Here is an 18625-nt window from a genome sequence, read left to right on the forward strand (position 1 = left end):
TGGAGTAACATAGTCAGAAGTACTGTCCAATTCCAAACACAATGCCTTGGGAACTGTTCGGTGTAATTCCATATCCGTAGTCGATCCGGAATATGGCATTAAAAACAAACTTATGCATGAGTCGTAAGCCTATTCCCGGATAGACTCTTATGTTTTGTTTATCTCCAAAATCGCTGAAATCTCCACCTGGATTCCTCCAACTACCGGCATCAACAAAAATGTTGCTTTGTAGTACAAACCATTTCTTGTCCATTAGGGTATGCCGATACTCTGTATTAAGCACGATGGCTGCCGTGCCCCTATCAATGGTATTGCCAACACCCCTGATGTTCAGGTTGTTGTCCACCGCAAACGGGGCAAATGGAGTTTCCAGATTGCTTGCCAGCCCCAAGCGGAGGCGGTTAGCCCAATTTCCCTTAGCCCCCATTCTTTTGTAATATAAAAAATCTGCAAATCCAATTATGAATTCGGGAAGTTGAGCTTCATTGGCACTTTTAACATATTGAAGGTTGAACGTGCTTCTGTACCCATCCAGATATTGATAGAAATAGGTGGTAGCATCATAATTATATATTGTTTTGAGCAAATACTTGTTCACCTTTAAGGACTGCGGTACATTGGGGCTTGTGGCGCCGTTGAGGTATTGATAGTCTTCGGTAAAAATATTTGCTCCGAGCTCAACTCGATGCCGGGAATTGATTTGATAAAGTCCCAATAGCTCAACGGATTCATTGTTATAACGATACTGTGCCGTGCCAGCATTCAAAAAAACGGGCTCCTGCGTGGTTAAATTTTGATAATTAAAGGCCAATCCCATCTTGGGTCCAAATAGCATGGGATGTCTCACTTGAATGGCATAGGAGTCAAATATATCTTTCTGGTAAAATCCCCCTATGGTGATATTTCTTCCAAAAGCATTAAACTCCTGCAAACCTAGCCTATAGGCAAATTCATCTTGGTTGGTGGTGTACACACTTACAAACGGAATTAAGGTAAAATTCTCCTCAATAGTATAAACCACTTTACAACCTTCACTATTATCAAGGAAGATAACCTCATAGGTGGCATGGGAAACAGAAGGCACCCGGATCAGTTGGGCTACGTCCCGTTGTATCATTAAGGAATCCAACGGCATGTTGCCCTTTAATTGAACAACATTTTCCAGAATTATTGTTTTGGTTTTTTTATTACCCTGAAATTCAACGGCATCTACCACCAGTTGTCCCCTTACAATGCCGAGAACAAATAGCAAGGATGCCGTTAAAATAAATGGGTACCTCATACACTAAAAACGATTGAGATCAAGGTTAAACCAACCTAAAGCCCAACATTTTGTTGGGTTACATAGCTACAAATTTAGGGTAACACCAAGAATCATTTTCACTATAAAATGGCTCTAAGTCCAAGGTTAAAGGTTTCACCCAGTCCAGTATTGTTGCCCCTTACAAAATTGGTATATAAAACTTCGAGGTTAAGTTCTTTTGTCAACTGATACTTCATTCCACCGCCAACTGCAGTAAAATCCTGTGCAAAGTCGTTCCCAAGATCAATACGTTGTGAATGCTGAATCAATGCCAATACGGTAAACTTTGTGCTTGGAAAATAACTCAAGAATAATCCGGGTGTAAGATTTAAACTGTTGTTTGCAAAACTTTCCTCCTTATCGCCAAAGCTCAATTCGGAATTGAGCTCAGAGAACAACTGCCATTTTCCACTGGCAAAAGTATGGTCATAAAACAAGCGATTTTGCCAGATATAGCCCTTTTGGTCCAAAAAGACGCCGTCTTCGGTTTCATTGTCCACCAATGGAATAAAGAAAGACGATTGGATGGAAAAATTGTTCAGTGAAGCGATGGGAACGAACTTGACCGATGGGGCGATAGAAGTTAACCCTGAGCGTGCCGTACCCGTTTCACCATCAAACTTGAATACGTCCAAAGCTTTTCTTCCTCCTACAACATTAGATCGAAATTCAAGGATGGCACCAAGGTTCCATCTTTTGTTCGATCCCACTCCCGTGTAGACCTCCAAGGTTGAAGTGAAGAACGTCTGTCTCGGCTGCTTACCTTCCACAAAGGTGCTCTCGGTTTCGGTATAAAGGTTGTTGAACCATTTAATATCCCATTGGCCCTTTCCGATTAGCTTAGAGGGTGTGTACTGTAAAATATTACTTGTTGGTTGATCTACATCGTCCTGAGAAAATGCTGTTTGAAGGGAGAAAATGATTCCTAGGACAGCGGGAAAAATTCGAATTGATTTCATAGTTTATTTTTTTCGGGGTCAGGTTTAAATTTTAGTGTCGTTCAATCTCCAATCATATGGATAATAATATAGTTTGGCATCGTTGTTCAACTTTTCGTTTCGATATTGATTAATGTACTGCAGCATACTTTTGCCACCGTGTGTAAAATCTTCAGCATACCATTCAAACAATTGTGATATGCCTACTTTTTTTCCTTTAATGCGAATAAAATCTGGATTGTTGATGGCAAGTTTGGTTTGCTCTTCCATTTGCGCATCCAAAGTATCGGGTTTATAGGCTTTACTGATTATTGGTGGACAGCCCAACCCGGCACATACCAATACAAAATGAAACCTGGATTCGTTTGGAAATACCTTTCGAAGTAAATTATTTTCAATATCATTCAGGGTCAAGCTTTGACCACCCACTTGATATTGGATTTTGTCGAAGAAACCCTTGACATCAAGTGGGGACTTTAACGGATAATTGTTGACAATTCCTTTTATGACCAAAAGATTATAGGAGTTGATCCAAAAGGCTTGGTATTCTGCAACATTACTTGAAGAAGTTCTAAGTTCTTTGGCCATGCCAATCAACTCATCCAAAGTCTTTGGGTTTTTCGCAATGGCCTCGTAGTCAACTCTACCGTCTTTTATATTTTCCTTAAAGAACGCGTCTGCTTTAGAAAAAAACATTGAAAAATCAGAAGCTAAAATTGGATGGCTCCCAAGAACTAAAATGACCAAATAAACTAATCGAAGGTGTTTCATAACATTTTTTTTAACTCTATGCCAATGGTCGAGAAGAATTTAAACAACATACACAATGGCTTTACTTTTTTAGGTTCGGAACAAAGGAACTATAAGGAAATCATGGAAATATCACGGAAAGTTAAACTTTTACAATAGCATGATTTTTTGGTCTGCCTTAATGATTTTTCACTCAATTGCTGAAAGATTACGCTCCCCAACACGACCTATCCATAGAATGAAATATGGTTAAATGACATTGTAGAATTCCCCATAGATCAGAAGGTGTTTTCTTAATGGAAGAAGAAAACAATTGACTGTTTGGACAACGAATCAAATTGAAGGGTAAGACCTGTTTTCAGTTTGAGACATTTTCTCTAAAAACAAACCCATGAAAATAAAGATTCTTCTTATAGTATTATTGACATCCTTTTTCATGAACATGAATGCTCAAAGTAAAAGATATGTCCGAAACTACTATAGGAACGGAATCTTAAAATCTGAAGGTTGGCAAGAGGGCAATAAAAGAGATGGTTATTGGAAATTATATCATTCGTCTGGCAACATAAGTGAAATGGGGCATTATAAGAACGATCAAAAGAATGGATACTGGTATTCATACTCCAGAGGAGGGATTTTGATTGAGGAAGGACACTATTCGAAAGGTGAAAAAAACAAGTGGTGGCTTTTTTATGATGATTTAGGAAACTTGATACATAAGTGCCAGTTGGACAAAGGAATTAAAAACGGCTATTGTTTAATGTATGAAAATGAAGAATTGACATCAGCTTTAAAATACAGGCGCGGAAAAAAATTGAAGGAATGGCATGATTTTAAATCATTTAAAAGGGAAAATAATCTCTTGGATTTGAAATAGCGTATTTGCGCTTTTAAGGTATTTAAGGGGAGGGAGAGGGATTTTATTCCAACCTCCCTCTTTTGACATTTTCCAAACGCCATAGTCTTAAAAATAAAAAACCGCTAGAGCTAACTCTGCGGTTTTTACTTTCAAGACTTGCACTTGATTGCGGAGGAAGAGGGTCTTCTTTAAATTGAAAAAACCACTGTTTTTAGGGGTTGTGAAGGGTAGGTAATTTGTACTGACACCGAAAGGGACACCTTTTTAACAATAATTTAACGATTGTACACTTATAGGATACCAAATGGCCACAATAAGATTTAAAATAAATTAAAGAGCTTCAAAGGGACAAAATTTCAAATTGAACAATGCCAGGTAACAAAATCAAAATTTTAAAGAGACCATCTATTTAACTAAGATATGAAAATCGCTCAATGACATTTCCATTTAATTAACCATACTATCCTGGCAGGCAAGAGGCCACCTGTTCGAATCCGGTATTCTCCACCAGTAAAGATAAGGGCTTCAAGAGTTTTTGACTTTTGAAGCTTTTTTCATTTGCACGCAATTTGCACGCAAAATAGGTTTTAATTTATAATCAGCATTTTTTGATTTAAATTGATTGATTTTAATAGCTCTTTACTAGTTGCAGAGTGGTTTTTTGTAAAAATATCACATACTTAGATACCTTAACCTTCATTCAATATTTAGGAAATTTAGTTCCCTTAAAAGGTTTATTAACTAGAATAGTAAAAAAGACCAAGAATAGGAGACTTGTAAAGATAGCTTTATGTTTGGGTAAAAGCGACTCTAAAAATGGCAGTTTTAACAAACCATGATAAAAACAATCGTAATGCTATTCTAACCCCACCTCATCTTTTGCAACCGTACTGAATTCAATATCGCTAATAATGCCACACCCACATCGGCAAAAACCGCTTCCCACATCGTTGCAAGACCGCCTGCACCCAGAATGAGCACGATAATTTTTACCCCAAAGGCCAAACCTATATTCTGCCAAACAATTCTACGGGTAGAACGACCTATTTGAATAGCACGTGCAATCTTGCTCGGTTGGTCGGTCTGGATAATAACGTCTGCGGTCTCGATAGCGACATCGCTGCCCAGACCACCCATTGCGATACCTACACCACTTGCTGCCAGTACTGGCGCATCGTTAATACCATCGCCTATGAATGCCACTTTCGTTTCGGGTTGCTTTTTCAACGTTTCCACTTCGTTGAGTTTATCTTGCGGCAGCAAGCCGCCTTTTGCCCAATCGATTTTCAATTCCTTTGCGACCTGTTGGGTTATGGAATCCTTATCGCCAGATAGCATAATAATCTTTGAATTTCCAGATTCCCTAATTTGCTTTATAGCCTGATGCGCGTCTTCCTTTAGTTCATCGGCAATGGTCACGTAACCAGCGAATTCCCCATCAATGGCAACCATTACTATGGATTCTACAATGCTATCGGTTTCAAAGGGAACTTCGATGCTGTTCGAGGTCATCAATGCTTTGTTGCCGACCAAAACGGTTTTTCCGTTGACCGTTCCTTTTAAGCCCTTTCCGGCGACTTCAGTAACTTCGGTTGCTTCCAAGTCGGCACCGTCTGCTTTATTTTCCAAAATTGCTTTTGCAATGGGATGGGTGGATTGTTCTTCCATCGCCATTAGGTATTGCATAAATTCCGCTTCCGCGAAAGCAGACGTGTTGACCACTTCCTTAATCTTAAAGACCCCTTTGGTAACAGTTCCCGTTTTGTCCATTACCACCGTATTTACTTTGGTCATTGCATCCAAGAAGGATGCACCCTTAAACAAAATACCATTGCGTGATGCTGCACCCAATCCGCCAAAATATCCCAAAGGAATTGATATAACCAACGCACAAGGACAGGAAATCACTAGGAATATTAATGCTCTGTAAAGCCAATCCCGGAATACATAATCATCAACAAAAAAGTAGGGCAAGAATGTCAGACCGATAGCTAAAAAAACAACGATAGGTGTATAAATCCTCGCAAATTTTCTAATGAACAGTTCGGTCTTTGATTTACGTGCGGTGGCGTTCTGTACCATGTCCAGAATCCTGGCAATGGAACTATCCTTAAATTCCTTGGTCGTTTCCACTTCGATGACACCATCGAGATTTATGCTTCCTGCAAATACTTTTTCTCCGGTCGCAATAGTGTCAGGCTTGCTTTCGCCTGTTAAAGCTGCGGTATTAAACGAACCTTTATCTGAAAGCAAAATACCGTCGAGAGGTACTTTCTCGCCCACCCGTACCTGAATTTTCTCGCCAATGGTAACAGTCTCGGGATTGACCGAAACATAATCACCATCACGATATACCAATGCTTCGTTAGGACGCACATCAAGCAAGGCTTTTATATTTCCCTTGGCACGGTTGACCGCTGCGTTCTGGAACAATTCACCTACTGCATAGAATAACATCACCGCCACACCTTCCGGATATTCGCCTATGGCAAATGCCCCTAAAGTTGCTATGGACATCAAGAAAAATTCCGTAAAGAAATCGCCGTTTCTGATACTATTCCAACCTTCCTTAATGACAGGAAACCCTACTGGAATATAGGCTACCGTGTACCATACTATTCTAAACCACCCCTTGAAGAATGGAACGACATCGAAGTAATCAACGGCAATACCCGCAATCAGTAGTACAAAACTGAATATCGCAGGTAGGTAGGTTCTAAAATTGGATGCTTTTTCTGGACTGCTGTGGTTGTGTCCGTCATCGTGACTGTGCTCGCCCTGATGTTCTTTAGGGTCTATATCGCGTAAGTTTACTTTTTTCTTTTTCATACTATTCGGTCGCCCAAGCCATTGCCTGTTCCTTATTTTTGGTTTCAAAATATTTGGCTTCGCAGCCGGTAAAAAAATCGGTCGCCTTCGCGGCCCATTCCTGCCACTTTTTATTACCAACAAATGCTATTTTACCGTAATCGTCGATATGTTCGGCATCTGTTTTGATGTCTTCCCAAAACCCTTTGAGCGTGTAGCCTTCAAAGTCATCCATTTCAAAATAAAAATCCACTTTATGGCCTTTATCGATGATTCGATGTATGCGTTCGTGAATTGTCTTTAAATTTTCTTCGTCCAATTTGCCCGATAGCCTCGCGGCAATAAGGTTTTCTTTTTGTGTGTCTATAAACTGTATCATAATTTTTCAATTTTATACTTACAATGTAAGGGTTCTAATTATGCAACGGAAGTGCATTCATTGCCCGCTGCATTTCTCACAGATGCCCTTCAATACTAAATTCGCATCTTCCGCAATATATCCATCGGGAAGGTTGATATGCGGAATTTTATGTTCGGTCAGGCAAACGGTCTCATCACAGTTGTTGCAATGAAAATGCAGGTGCAAGTCCTGTTCGAGTTCGCAATTGCACCCTGGTTCACACAGGGCATATTTCTGTATTCCAGTGCCGTCATCTATTTGGTGTACCACACCTTTGTCCTCAAAAGTTCGTAGGGTACGGTACAGTGTTGTCCTTTCCGCTTTGGCGAATGCGGTCTCAATATCCGTTAACGAAATGGCCACTTCCTTTTCTGCCAAATATTTGTATATAAGTATTCGCATTGCCGTTGGGCGAACACCGTTTTCGTTCAATCTTTGTTCTATTTCTTTCATTGCTTATCGAGATTCTTTTTAATGTTTTTTGCCTTGGTAAAGGCTTCCCATCCTTCCTTTGCCGCGTAGGGTACTATCAGTAGAGCTGCAATTGGGTCGGCCCACCACCAGCCCAACCATTTCACCAGCAGCAGACCCAGCAGCACTACCACGGTTTGGTACAGGCAGATAAAAGTGTCCTTGGCATCCGCTAACAGCGCGGGACTATCCAGTTTATTTCCGTATTTCCTTTTGTAGTAAATCAAAATGGGATTTACGATTAAGGATACCATCAGTATCACCACGCCTACTATTGACCAGGATGCCGTTTCTTGACTTATCAATTTCGATATGGAATCATAGGATATAAAGGCACAGATGAGCGCGAAGGATATCGCAATAACGTAAAGCGTTATCATTTTTCTTTTTTCTACGCGCCTTTCGTCTATACCCTTGATCTCGCCGTGCAACCGCCAGCCCAATGTTCCGGCACTTATGACCTCGATGGTGCTGTCAAGACCCCAACCGATTAAGGCTGAACTGTTTGCTGTAAATCCAGCAATAAGGGACACGACTACCTCTATAACATCATAGATGACGTTCCAAATTTGAAGTGTACGTGCTTTCTTTAAGTCTTGTTTTCTTTGAGTATTCATAGTCATAATTTAGATTGTGGATAATTCTGAGACCATTTCGCTCTACATCTAATCCTGATGCCCACCTTCGGATTTGTTCATGACCGCCTTTAGGGTGTATGCCCCTTTTAAAACGATGGCGGTGGTATCCTGTATCTCGGCATAGCTCTTTACTTCCACATATTGGTCCGATTTGATTCCTGGCTCAAAGGCCACTTTTTCAAAGTTGATTTCCTTGCCATTGGTCCCGACTTTTATAAAGAAATAGGAAGTCCCCTTATCCAAGATTATAGCAGAGGTCGGTAGCACCCTTGTTTTTTTGCTGTCCTGCATAATCTTTGCTTCCGTATATAGCCCTGGTATCAACATCTCATTTTCCTCAAAATGGGCGTGTACCCTGATGGTCTTGGAATCCATATCAAGGTTCTTGCCCACCAATGAAACTTCCGCTTCAAAAACGGGACTGTCCTCAAAGGCCGGAACGGTAAACCGTACCATTTGCCCTTTCCTCACTTTGGGAATATCCTTTTGGAACACCTGGAGTTCCAGATGCATGTGTTCCCGATTGATGACCTGCATAATCTCTTGGCCTGACATCACCTTCTCGCCATTATGCGCCGAAACCGAAGTGACCGTACCGCCGAAAGGAGCACGTAGATAGACCCGATTCTGTATCTTACCGTTCTCTATAGCATCCGCACTGATTCCAACGTAGGTCAATTGCTCTTTTAAAGCGGCCAGCTCGGCCTTCTTTGCCGAATATTCGGATTGTGCCTGTTGCAGGTTTTTCTTTGCGCCTACATCGGCATCGTTCAAAATTTGCTGCCTATCCAGTTCCTGTTTCAGATAATTAAGGCGACCGTACACACTTAGATATTCCTGTTGCAGTTTTACATAGGCCGGGTCTTTTAGCTCTACCAATACTTGTCCTTTTTTGACCACATCGCCTTCCAGAAAGTTAATTTTGACGACAAACGCGTCCAAAAGTGAAGATATTGAGGCTATATTATTAGGCGGTAGTTCTATGTTGCCATTGGCTTCAATCGGTATTTTTATTTCCTCTTGGTCAAAGGTGCCATAGGTAAATCCCGCATCTTCGGCCTGGGATTGCGTTAGGCTGATGTGCGCCTCTTCGTGATGTTGTGCTTCGGGGTTTTCTCCCTTAATTTCGGCAGTATCGTTTTGATTGTCCTTACAGGCGATCAACGATAAGACAAAAAATCCAAAGGAAACTATATTTGATAGGTACTTCATTTTTTTACTTTTTTGTAGTTAGGTATTCGACTTCTACAACCGATAAATTGTAATTGAGAAGGGCGTCGAACCAATTGATTTTTATGTTGGTCGCTTCGGACAAGCTCTGAATGTATTCGATATAATCGATGCCGCCCACACGAAAGGAAAGGGACGCTCCGTCGAATAGTTCCTCGCTTATTGGCAGTCCGGTTGCTTCATAATAGGTCACCTGCTGCAACCATTGTTCGTAATTGGCGGTGGCCGTTGCAAGTCGTTTCGATAACGTCAGTTTTTCATTTTTAAACATTTCCTCTTGGCGCATCCTTTCGATTTTCAGGGCCTGTACGTTCCCTTTTTGGGAATTGAAAATGAGCGGGATGCTTATCCCGGCCTGAAACCCGTAAAATCCATTGTTTCCATCGACCGTTTGTAACGAATATTGCAAGTTGATATCGGGTAACCATTGGGATTTTTGGACATCGGTTTCTTCCTCGGCCAAATTGACCAACTCGTTTCGATAGGAAAGGAAAGCGTTCCCTTCTGTCAAGAGGTCGTTTCCGTCCTCTATCAGTAAAGGGGTATGCTTTATTTCCGATGGGTACGTTTCTTCGGAAATTTTCGAGGCCGTCAACTGTTCCAGTTCCAAAACAGCAGAATTGTAGAGTACTCTTGATTCCTTTAGCTTCAGTTCGATTTGTTTTCGTTTGCTACTGGCATTTAGTTGTTCCAATTTGGTCGTTTCGCCGGTCTCGTACCGAAGTTTGGCCGCTTTCTCGAAATTGGTGTATAGACTGTCCAGACGATTGTAAAATTGAATCTTCTGATATCCGTTTACCCATTTATAATACGCCGTTGCCACTTGCCGTTCAAGTTCATTGCGCTGTAGCTGATAGCTTTTTTCAGAAACTATCGTTCGCTGTTTCAACAGTTGTGAGCGCTGGATATAGGTAGTCGGAAAATCAAAATTTTGGCCAATGCCATAGCTATTGATGCCGCTTCCTAGATTGGACTGGTTAACACCGTTGCCGGGTACTTCTTCCTCGGAATAGAAAAAACTCGTATTCGACGGATTGAATGCCGTCGCCTGCAGTTTTCTGTTCTTTGAAATGTTCAGACTATCCGCTTTTAGCATAGGGTTATTTGCAATAGCCCTTTGCTTTAGCTGCTCAATCGATACGGCCGTGCTTTCCTTCCCGGTCTGTGCCTGGGTTGAGAAAGAAACGAGCAGCAATATCAGCACCGTTGCAATCGAATGGTTCAGTTTCATTTTTTTAGGTCTTTCGAACCAGCTGTACAATACTGGCAAAACGATTAAGGTAAGTAAGGTTGCCGTGAACAATCCACCAATGACGACGGTCGCCAAGGGCCTTTGTACTTCCGCTCCCGATGAGCCGGAAAGGGCCATAGGCAGAAAGCCTACGATGTCGGTTACAGCTGTCAGGAAGATGGGGCGGAGGCGGGATTTGGCAGCTTTACGTATCCGGGTCTTCAAGTCTATCACACCATCGGCCTTCAGCTCGTTCAAACTGCTTATCAAGACCAGACCGTTGAGAACGGCAACCCCGAACAGGGCTATAAAACCTACCCCTGCGGAAATACTGAACGGCATACCGCGCAGCCAGAGCGCAAAAACACCGCCTACCGCCGCGAACGGAATGGCCGTATAGATCAAAAGGGATTGCTTCAACGAGCGAAGGCTGATGAACAGGATGACAAAAATGAGTGCCAAGGCCAAGGGAACTACCAGCGAGAGCCGCTTTTGTGCCCTTTGCAGGTTTTCAAATTCACCACCGTAGGTAACCGAATAGCCCGGCGGAAGATCGAGCCGCTGTTGAAGGGTATTCTGCATTTCTTCAACCAGGGATTGTGTATCCCTATTGCGCACGTTGACCCCGATAACGATACGACGGCTTGTATCATCGCGGGATATCTGGGCGGGCGCATCCTCAAAAGTGATGTCCGCCACCTCGAGCAGCGGGATTTTCTGGCCGTTGGCAAGCGGGACATATAGATTCTGAATGGATGCGATACCCTCACGTGATTTTTCCTGTAGCCTGACGGTAAGGTCGAATCTTCGTTCCCCCTCAAAAACCTTCCCCGTGGTCGCCCCTGCAAAGGCTGTGCTCACAATCTGGTTGAGTTCCGAGATGGTAAGTCCGTATTCCGCCATTCGATTGCGCTTAAAATCGATAACGATCTGGGGAAGCCCTACCACCTGTTCCACACGGACATCCGCCGCACCGGAAATACCCCTTATAATTTCCCCGGCTTGGTTTCCTTTTTCCTGTAAGAGTTCCAAATCTTCACCATAGATTTTTACGGCAATATCCTGTTTCACCCCGGTCATCAGTTCATTAAAGCGCATTTCGATAGGTTGGGAAAATTCAACGTCCACACCCGGTAGAACCGATAGGGCTTCTTCCATTTGCTCGGCAAGTTCCTCTTTGCTATCGGTGGTAGTCCATTCATCCTTATTTTTTAGGCTGACCATTATATCCGCACCTTCAATGGGCATCGGGTCGGTGGGTATCTCGCCCGCACCTATTTTGGTAACCACGGTCTTGACCTCAGGAAATTTGTCCAATAGTATAGCTTCCAGTTTGCGCATATTCTTGGTCATTTCTTCAAGGGACGTACCCGGAGCCATTCTCGTTTCCAATGCAAAATCACCTTCGTCAAGTTTTGGGATGAATTCCCCACCGAGTGTCGAAAAAATAAAAATGACAATCCCCAAAAGGACTACAGCACCAATGACCACAAGATTTTTTGCTGATAGTGCCCAATCCAGAACAGGACGGTACCTGCGTTCCAGCCAGCCCATAAATTTGTCACCCCAGGTTTCTTTATCCAGTTTTTTGGAATACAGTAGGCTGGATGCTATCATCGGCACATAGGTCAGGCACAGAATCATAGCGCCTATGATGGCGAACCCGAAAACGAGTGCCATCGGTCGGAACATCTTACCTTCAATTCCGGTAAGGGTCAGGATCGGAATGAATACGATCAGAATGATAATCTGGCCGAAAATCGCCGCGTTCATCATCTGGGACGAGGATTTGAACGCCAATTTGTTCACCTCGGATTTCCGCTCTTCCTTCGATAATTTTTTGAGCTTTGCCAGTCTCGCTACCAAAAGGACGACCATTGCCTCGATGATGATGACCGCCCCATCGACAATGATTCCGAAATCTATGGCTCCAAGGCTCATCAGGTTGGCCGAGACGCCAAAAGTGTTCATCATTCCCAATGCAAAAAGCATCGAAAGCGGAATCACGGAGGCTACGATAAGTCCGGAACGCCAAGTTCCCAACAGGAATACCAAAAAGAATATCACGATAAGCCCACCGATAATGAGGTTTTCAGAAATAGTGGATGTCGTCTTTTCTACCAGTCGGGTACGGTCAAGGAAAGGTTTGATGGTAATTCCTTCTGGAAGTGTTTGCTGTATTCTGGCAACATTGTCCTTGACGCGGGCAATGACATCGGCAGAATTGGCATCCTTGAGCATCATTACGATTCCTACAACGGTTTCGCCCTTTCCGTCCTTGGTAGCGGCCCCATAGCGTGGTGCCTTCCCAACGCCCACATCGCCGATCTGGCCAACGGTAAGCGGCACACCGTTCCTGTTCGTGATTACGGTCTGGCGTATATCCTCAAAATCCTTGGCCAATCCTTTGCTGCGTATATAAAAAAGTTCGGGGCCTTTTTCGATATAGCTGCCCCCCGTATTGGCATTGTTCTGTTGTAATGCATTGAAGACTTCAGGCAAGGTCAGGTCATAGGAATTCAATATGGAAGGGTCAATGGCCACTTCATATTGCTTGATATACCCACCCCAACTGCTAATTTCCACAACGCCCGGCGTCATACTCAATTGGCGTTTTACTATCCAATCTTGAATACTTCGCAACTTGACGGCATCGTACTCGGATTCATAGCCAGGTTCAACTTCCAGCGTGTATTGATAGATTTCCCCAAGTCCGGTAGAAATGGGCCCGATGGAAGGCGTTCCCAAATCGGAACCGATATTTTCTTCGGCTTCCTTCAGTTTTTCGTTGACTAGCTGGCGGGGTAAATAAGTACCCATATTTTCTTCAAAGACTACTGTAACCACAGAAAGCCCGAAACGGGATATGGAACGGATTTCGACCACCCCGGGAATATTGGCCATTGCCAATTCCACGGGATAGGTGATAAATTGTTCCACCTCCTGGGCGGCGAGGTTCTGCGATGTTGTGATGACCTGCACCTGATTATTAGTTATGTCGGGTACGGCGTCAATGGGTATTTGATTGAGTGAGAATATTCCCCAGCCCGCAATGAGCAGGGTAAACAGCCCAATAATAAGTTTATTATTGATTGAAAAATCAATGATTCTGTTAATCATAAACAGGGTATTTATTCAGTTGAACTTCGCGTTAAGAACATTGGCTAAAATGCAACGCACACTATTGACATATCCAAAAAAGGGACACGTCAAAACGGGATATAGCTATCCTCTAAAAACTGAATTATGCCCGAGGGGGCTGGAAAAGGGATTCCAGAAACCTGGAGTCAAATTGTGAAGTGTAATGGTCGAACTTGCCTTTACCCACTGGCCAGAACGGTTTAATTATGATACTATTCGAGTTTGCAATGAAAACCACGGGATGACAACATTGGTGGTGGGTGTGATTTGGAACTTTGTCTTTTTCAGAACCATCGTGATGCCCTTCCTTATCGCCGTCATCGTTAAAATAATCCTCTACTACGTATTCAAAAAAAGAATCTCCGTCGTACTCTTTGTGCTCTTGGTAATGGATAATGAAAGCGGACACTTTCTCAATTTTCTCACATAAGTCCATATCCATCGACACTCCTTGAAGAAGGAAAATAATTGACATCGATATGGAAACAAGTACTTTCATTTGCTCTGCAAAGGTAATTGAATTTTGATGCAACTGGGTTGCAAAACTTCCATATCCAAACAGCTCTAGAAATGGAACGATTTTTAGGAAAGCTTATTTTCTAAAAAATGTTTGGCTTTCTGCTAGAGGCATTAAAACTTGAAATATCCAATCACGATAATCTATCTTTTTTAAAGCACCTAATTTCGAAATCGCCTAGTCTTAATTGTTGATAACCTCGAATTCTTAGTATTAAACCACCTATTTGCCCATAATAAGAACAGTTCCATTTGGTATCAAACGCAACCAAATGGAACTAGGGGTTCATCAATGCTATTTAATCTAAACTGTTTTGATGTAAAAAACAGTATATCAGATATTTGTGGATAAAATCTATCATCCATTCTTACTTTTCCCCAACCCTCTCTTTATCTTTATCCAAAGAATTCTTCAAAAGAAAACAAAAGCGCTTTTGTTCATTTTTAATCTATAAAAAGAAACAAAATGGACAATTTTTTGATACTAGAACGGCTCGACCGTTTGGAAAGGCTAATGATAGCCAACAAAGAGGTGCTCACATTTGATGAGGCCTGTGATTACACCGGTATATCAAGAAGCTATCTGTACAAGCTTACCGCTGCGGGGCAAATTCCGCACTCCAAGCCCAATGGAAAACTGATATTCTTCGAAAGGGAAAAGATAGTCAGTTGGCTGCTGCAGAACCACCGTAAGCCATTGCCGTAAAGCGAAACGAGTGGGGATTCTAATCCATAGCCACGGATTCATCTTTAAATTATTTGTGGATTCACCAAAAGTGGAAGTAATCACAAAATTTTAAAAAACACCAATATGGAAACAGTACCATACATAAGGGTCGGAACCACTTTTTACAAGTTGGTAAGGATTCCGACCATTTCCGGACATTTCAACGAGCAGCTGGTCCCGTGGAACGAGCATATCATCAAGCAGGACCATGGCAAGGACTATCTTGGCAAGGTACCCAAGTATGACGGGTTCGCTTGTATTCCTTGCCATATAGATTTTAAAAAGGAGCACCACGGTTTCTACAACACCTATTCCCCTTTGTCGCACGAACCGAATGAGGGACGCATCATAAGGACACAGGCCTTTTTGAAGCATATCTTCGGAAACCAGCTGGAGCTGGGATTGGACTATTTGAAGCTTCTTTACCAAAGACCTGTGCAGGTGCTCCCCATCCTCTGTCTGGTCTCCACCGAAAGGAACACAGGGAAAAGCACCTTCCTCAAATGGCTCAAGGAGATCTTTGGGAACAACCTAACCTACCTCACCAACGACAGCTTTGCAAGCCAGTTCAATGCAGACTGGGCCAACAAGCTGCTGATATGTGTGGACGAGGTACTGTTCAACAAAGAGGAGCTTACCGAGCGCATCAAATATCTGAGTACCACCAACAGGAACAAACTGGAGGCTAAGGGCAAGGACAAGAGGGAAGTGGAGTTCTTTGGTAAATTTATTCTCTGTAGTAACAACGAGGACAGTTTTATCAAGATCGATGCCCACGAGACGCGGTTCTGGGTGAGAAAGATCCCTTGCCTTAAAAAGGAGGATACCGATTTCTTGGACCAGCTGGTCCAGGAGGTGCCCGCTTTTTTGGATTTCCTTTCAAAAAGGGGGTACAGTACCAAGCAAAGAACACGAATGTGGTTCACGCCCAAACAAGTTTATACCACAGCACTGAAGAAACTGGTGAACAATAACCGGAACAGGGTGGAGAAGGAACTGGCCAGTCTACTGCTTAGCGCCATGGAAAAATTCGAGATGGACTCGGTGGACCTTTGTCCCATCGATGCCCTGCACATGCTCAACCGCACACGGGTCAAGACCGACCTGACCCAATTGAGGCGGTTGCTGAAAAAGGATTGGAAACTGGAGAACCAGCCCAATTCCAACAAGTACCAAAAGGTCACAATCTGGAACAACGGTGAAATCAACACCGAGGACGCCAAGGGAAGGTACTTTACCATAAAAAAGAATTTTTTGGTCCAAAATTTTGATGATTTGATGACAGATTGATATAAGCCCAGTGTTTATATGGGTTCAGGCTGTCATCACTTTGTCATCATTCTGTCATCAAAATAAAAAATGATGACAGGGACATTGAAGAAAAAAACAAAAACGATGAAACGATGACAAAATGATGACGGAGGAACCACCAATATTTATAGGGTGTCCAAGAGGTTTGTCATCAAATCATCAAAAATCGATTAAAAACAGAACCATGAAAGAAATAAGAATGGACTGCGAAAAAGCCCGCAACATTGACATCGTTTCCACGCTGGCCAAGTCGGGGCACTTTCCAGTCCGGAAAACGGAAAAAGAAGCTTGGTTCCTAAGCCCGTTCCGGACTGAGACCCAAGCCTCTTTCAAGGTATCACTGAAGAAAAACTATTGGATAGATTTTGGGACCTTCGAAGGGGGCAGTACCATAGACCTGGTCATGAAAATGGAGAACTGTTCCGTAAGGGAGGCATTGGAACGATTGTCCGGGAACATGGACCATTTTTCTTTTCACCGGCGGCCGAATCCAACCAAAAAGGAACACAGGGCCAACCCGATTCAGATTATCGAGATAAAGGAAATCGAACACCGGGCCCTACAAAACTATCTGAGCTCCAGAAGTATCTCGATCAAGACCGCAAGAAAACTTTGCAAGGAAATACATTATCGAATAGGGGAACGGACATACTTTGGCATCGGACTCCAAAACAGGTCTGAAGGCTGGGAGCTGCGGAACAGCTATTGGAAAGGGTCCACATCGCCAAAGGATGTTTCATTGGTCAAGAACGATCCCAAAAACTTGACCATTACCGAAGGCATGTTCGATATGCTCACCCTAATGGAGCTGAGACCAGAAATTGGTAACAGCCATGACCTTCTGGTATTTAACACCACGGCCTTTGTAAAACGGATGATAAAAGAAATAGGGAAATATGAAAGTGTGGAGCTGTTTCTGGATAGGGACAAAGCGGGAATGGGAATGACGGAACTGTTACTGGAAAAGTGCCCGAACAGTAGGGATATGTCCTCTCTCTATAGGGGATTCAAGGATATCAACGAATGGAAGATAAAAAGCGCAAAGGATGAAGTTCGGCAACGAATTCAAGATGTGTCATTGTCATGACAAATCTTGCTTTTGCTCCCGATGGTCGCAAAAGATGATGTGAAAATGAAGAAAGAGTTCGTCCAGTTCCGCTGCTCGGTCTACGAGAAGAAACTACTAAAGGTAAAGGCCCGGAAAAGCGGTCTTTCCGTCAGTGAGTACTGTCGGCGTGCCGCTTTCGAAGACCGGATCGTGGAGCGGATGACGGACGAACAGATAGATGCCTATAAGCTATTGGTCAAATACCAACGAAATTTTAGGCTGATCACCAATATGTTCCGCAAGCGGAACCCCAGATTGGCAGAGGAAACGGCACAGCTGGCCAAAGAGATAAGACAACAACTTTTAAATTTCAAGAAATGATAGGCATGGGAAAGTCCATATCGCACACATCGGCCTCCATGAGCTACGGGATGAACCAGGAAAAAGGGTCGGAGATCATCCACAGCCAATATCTGGCCGGGGAGACCCCGAGGGAAATTACCGAGGAGTTCAAGGTCATCCAAGAGCAGAACGAACTGTGCCGGAAGAATACGCTGAGTTTTGTACTGAGCCCCACCATCGAGGACGGTAAAAAATTGAAAAGGGAACAGCTCAAGGAGTTGACCGAAAGGTTCCTTAAGGAAATGAACCTCAAGCAACATCAGGCCGTTGCCTTTGTCCATAGGGACAAGGAACATGTGCACGTCCATCTGTATGTCAACCGGATAAACTTTCAGGGCAAGGCCTATAATGACAGCTTTATCGGGAAGCGGAGCCAACAAGTAGCGGAGCGGGTGGCCAAACAAATGGACCTGACCACGGTAAGGGAGGTACAGCAGGAAAAACTCTACCGGATGCAACATGTCAGCTCTGAAATACAGAAAATCCATGAAAAGGTCATGGCCAGGGAACGGCCAAGGGACTTTGACCAGTACATCAAGTCCATGGAGCAGAACAATGTAAAGGTCATTCCCAGCATTAATAAGCAGAACCAATTGCAGGGCTTCCGTTTTCAGTACAAGGGAACCAACCTAAAAGGAAGCGAGGTACACCGTTCCATGTCAATGGGAAGGATAGCGGGCCAAATGAACTTTGAAAGAAACTTGGCACAGCGGATTGCCAAGGACAGGAGCATGCAGCTTTTGGGCAAGACCGTGAATGTCCCGACAAGTCTGACCCAGACCATCATAAAGAAAACCATCAAGCTGGCCATAAAAGTGGTCAGAGACACTGGAATAGGAATCTAAACAAAAC

General features: G+C 43.2%; 16 protein-coding genes. 6 read left to right on the forward strand and 10 right to left on the reverse strand.

Going from position 1 to position 18625, the window contains the following annotated elements:
• Positions 1-13 precede the first annotated feature (13 nt).
• The 3 genes from ACFOWS_RS08005 to ACFOWS_RS08015 all read right to left on the reverse strand — a co-directional run bounded on the left by ACFOWS_RS08005 (position 14) and on the right by ACFOWS_RS08015 (position 3012).
• Complete coding sequence (locus ACFOWS_RS08005) at positions 14-1282, reverse strand: outer membrane protein assembly factor (RefSeq protein ID WP_379763404.1); 1269 nt, start codon at positions 1280-1282, stop codon at positions 14-16.
• A 101-nt stretch (positions 1283-1383) separates the two neighbouring features.
• Positions 1384-2262 carry a hypothetical protein gene (locus ACFOWS_RS08010; protein WP_379763405.1) on the reverse strand — a complete coding sequence of 293 codons (879 nt, stop codon included), beginning with the start codon at positions 2260-2262 and terminating at the stop codon, positions 1384-1386.
• A 24-nt stretch (positions 2263-2286) separates the two neighbouring features.
• Positions 2287-3012 carry a DUF547 domain-containing protein gene (locus tag ACFOWS_RS08015; protein WP_379763406.1) on the reverse strand — a complete coding sequence of 242 codons (726 nt, stop codon included), beginning with the start codon at positions 3010-3012 and terminating at the stop codon, positions 2287-2289.
• 370 nt (positions 3013-3382) lie between these two features.
• Between ACFOWS_RS08015 and ACFOWS_RS08020 the strand changes: the two genes are divergently transcribed.
• Positions 3383-3868, forward strand: coding sequence for a toxin-antitoxin system YwqK family antitoxin (locus ACFOWS_RS08020; RefSeq protein ID WP_379763407.1), 486 nt, complete (start codon positions 3383-3385; stop codon positions 3866-3868).
• Between the two features lie 843 nt (positions 3869-4711).
• On the opposite strand, the gene ACFOWS_RS08025 is transcribed toward ACFOWS_RS08020, so the two are convergent.
• The 7 genes from ACFOWS_RS08025 to ACFOWS_RS08055 form a co-directional block, all read right to left on the reverse strand.
• Positions 4712-6679 (reverse strand): heavy metal translocating P-type ATPase, encoded by a 1968-nt coding sequence (locus ACFOWS_RS08025; protein ID WP_379763408.1) that lies wholly within the window; start codon positions 6677-6679, stop codon positions 4712-4714.
• Position 6680: 1 nt separating this feature from the next.
• Positions 6681-7037 (reverse strand): SpoIIAA family protein, encoded by a 357-nt coding sequence (locus tag ACFOWS_RS08030; RefSeq protein ID WP_379763409.1) that lies wholly within the window; start codon positions 7035-7037, stop codon positions 6681-6683.
• A 57-nt stretch (positions 7038-7094) separates the two neighbouring features.
• Positions 7095-7511, reverse strand: a complete 417-nt coding sequence (locus tag ACFOWS_RS08035; RefSeq protein ID WP_379763410.1) for a Fur family transcriptional regulator — start codon at positions 7509-7511, stop codon at positions 7095-7097.
• Positions 7508-8146, reverse strand: coding sequence for a cation diffusion facilitator family transporter (locus tag ACFOWS_RS08040; RefSeq protein ID WP_379763411.1), 639 nt, complete (start codon positions 8144-8146; stop codon positions 7508-7510). The genes ACFOWS_RS08035 and ACFOWS_RS08040 overlap by 4 nt, the downstream gene beginning before the upstream one ends.
• Before the next feature lie 48 nt (positions 8147-8194).
• A complete protein-coding gene (locus ACFOWS_RS08045; RefSeq protein WP_379763412.1) occupies positions 8195-9379 on the reverse strand; it encodes an efflux RND transporter periplasmic adaptor subunit in 1185 nt (394 codons plus the stop codon).
• Positions 9380-9383: 4 nt separating this feature from the next.
• Positions 9384-13748 (reverse strand): CusA/CzcA family heavy metal efflux RND transporter, encoded by a 4365-nt coding sequence (locus ACFOWS_RS08050; RefSeq protein ID WP_379763413.1) that lies wholly within the window; start codon positions 13746-13748, stop codon positions 9384-9386.
• Between the two features lie 124 nt (positions 13749-13872).
• Positions 13873-14211: a hypothetical protein gene (locus tag ACFOWS_RS08055; protein ID WP_379763414.1), complete on the reverse strand. Its 339-nt coding sequence runs from the start codon at positions 14209-14211 to the stop codon at positions 13873-13875.
• 540 nt (positions 14212-14751) lie between these two features.
• On the opposite strand from ACFOWS_RS08055, the gene ACFOWS_RS08060 reads away from it, so the two are divergent.
• From ACFOWS_RS08060 to ACFOWS_RS08080, 5 genes are all read left to right on the forward strand, one after another.
• Positions 14752-14991 carry a helix-turn-helix domain-containing protein gene (locus tag ACFOWS_RS08060; RefSeq protein WP_379763415.1) on the forward strand — a complete coding sequence of 80 codons (240 nt, stop codon included), beginning with the start codon at positions 14752-14754 and terminating at the stop codon, positions 14989-14991.
• Positions 14992-15096: 105 nt separating this feature from the next.
• On the forward strand, positions 15097-16302 hold the full coding sequence (locus ACFOWS_RS08065; RefSeq protein ID WP_379763416.1) for a primase-helicase family protein: 1206 nt from the start codon (positions 15097-15099) through the stop codon (positions 16300-16302).
• 205 nt (positions 16303-16507) lie between these two features.
• On the forward strand, positions 16508-17410 hold the full coding sequence (locus ACFOWS_RS08070) for a toprim domain-containing protein (protein ID WP_379763417.1): 903 nt from the start codon (positions 16508-16510) through the stop codon (positions 17408-17410).
• Between the two features lie 45 nt (positions 17411-17455).
• A complete protein-coding gene (gene mbpA, locus ACFOWS_RS08075) occupies positions 17456-17752 on the forward strand; it encodes a mobilization protein MbpA (protein ID WP_379763418.1) in 297 nt (98 codons plus the stop codon).
• The gene (locus ACFOWS_RS08080) at positions 17749-18618 is read left to right on the forward strand and encodes a relaxase/mobilization nuclease domain-containing protein (RefSeq protein WP_379763419.1); all 870 of its coding nucleotides are present in this window, start codon (positions 17749-17751) and stop codon (positions 18616-18618) included. Before mbpA ends, ACFOWS_RS08080 begins: the two co-directional genes overlap by 4 nt.
• The last annotated feature ends 7 nt before the right edge of the window (positions 18619-18625 follow it).

This window comes from Flagellimonas marina (assembly GCF_042651185.1).
GTDB classification, from domain to species: Bacteria; Bacteroidota; Bacteroidia; order Flavobacteriales; family Flavobacteriaceae; genus Flagellimonas; species Flagellimonas marina.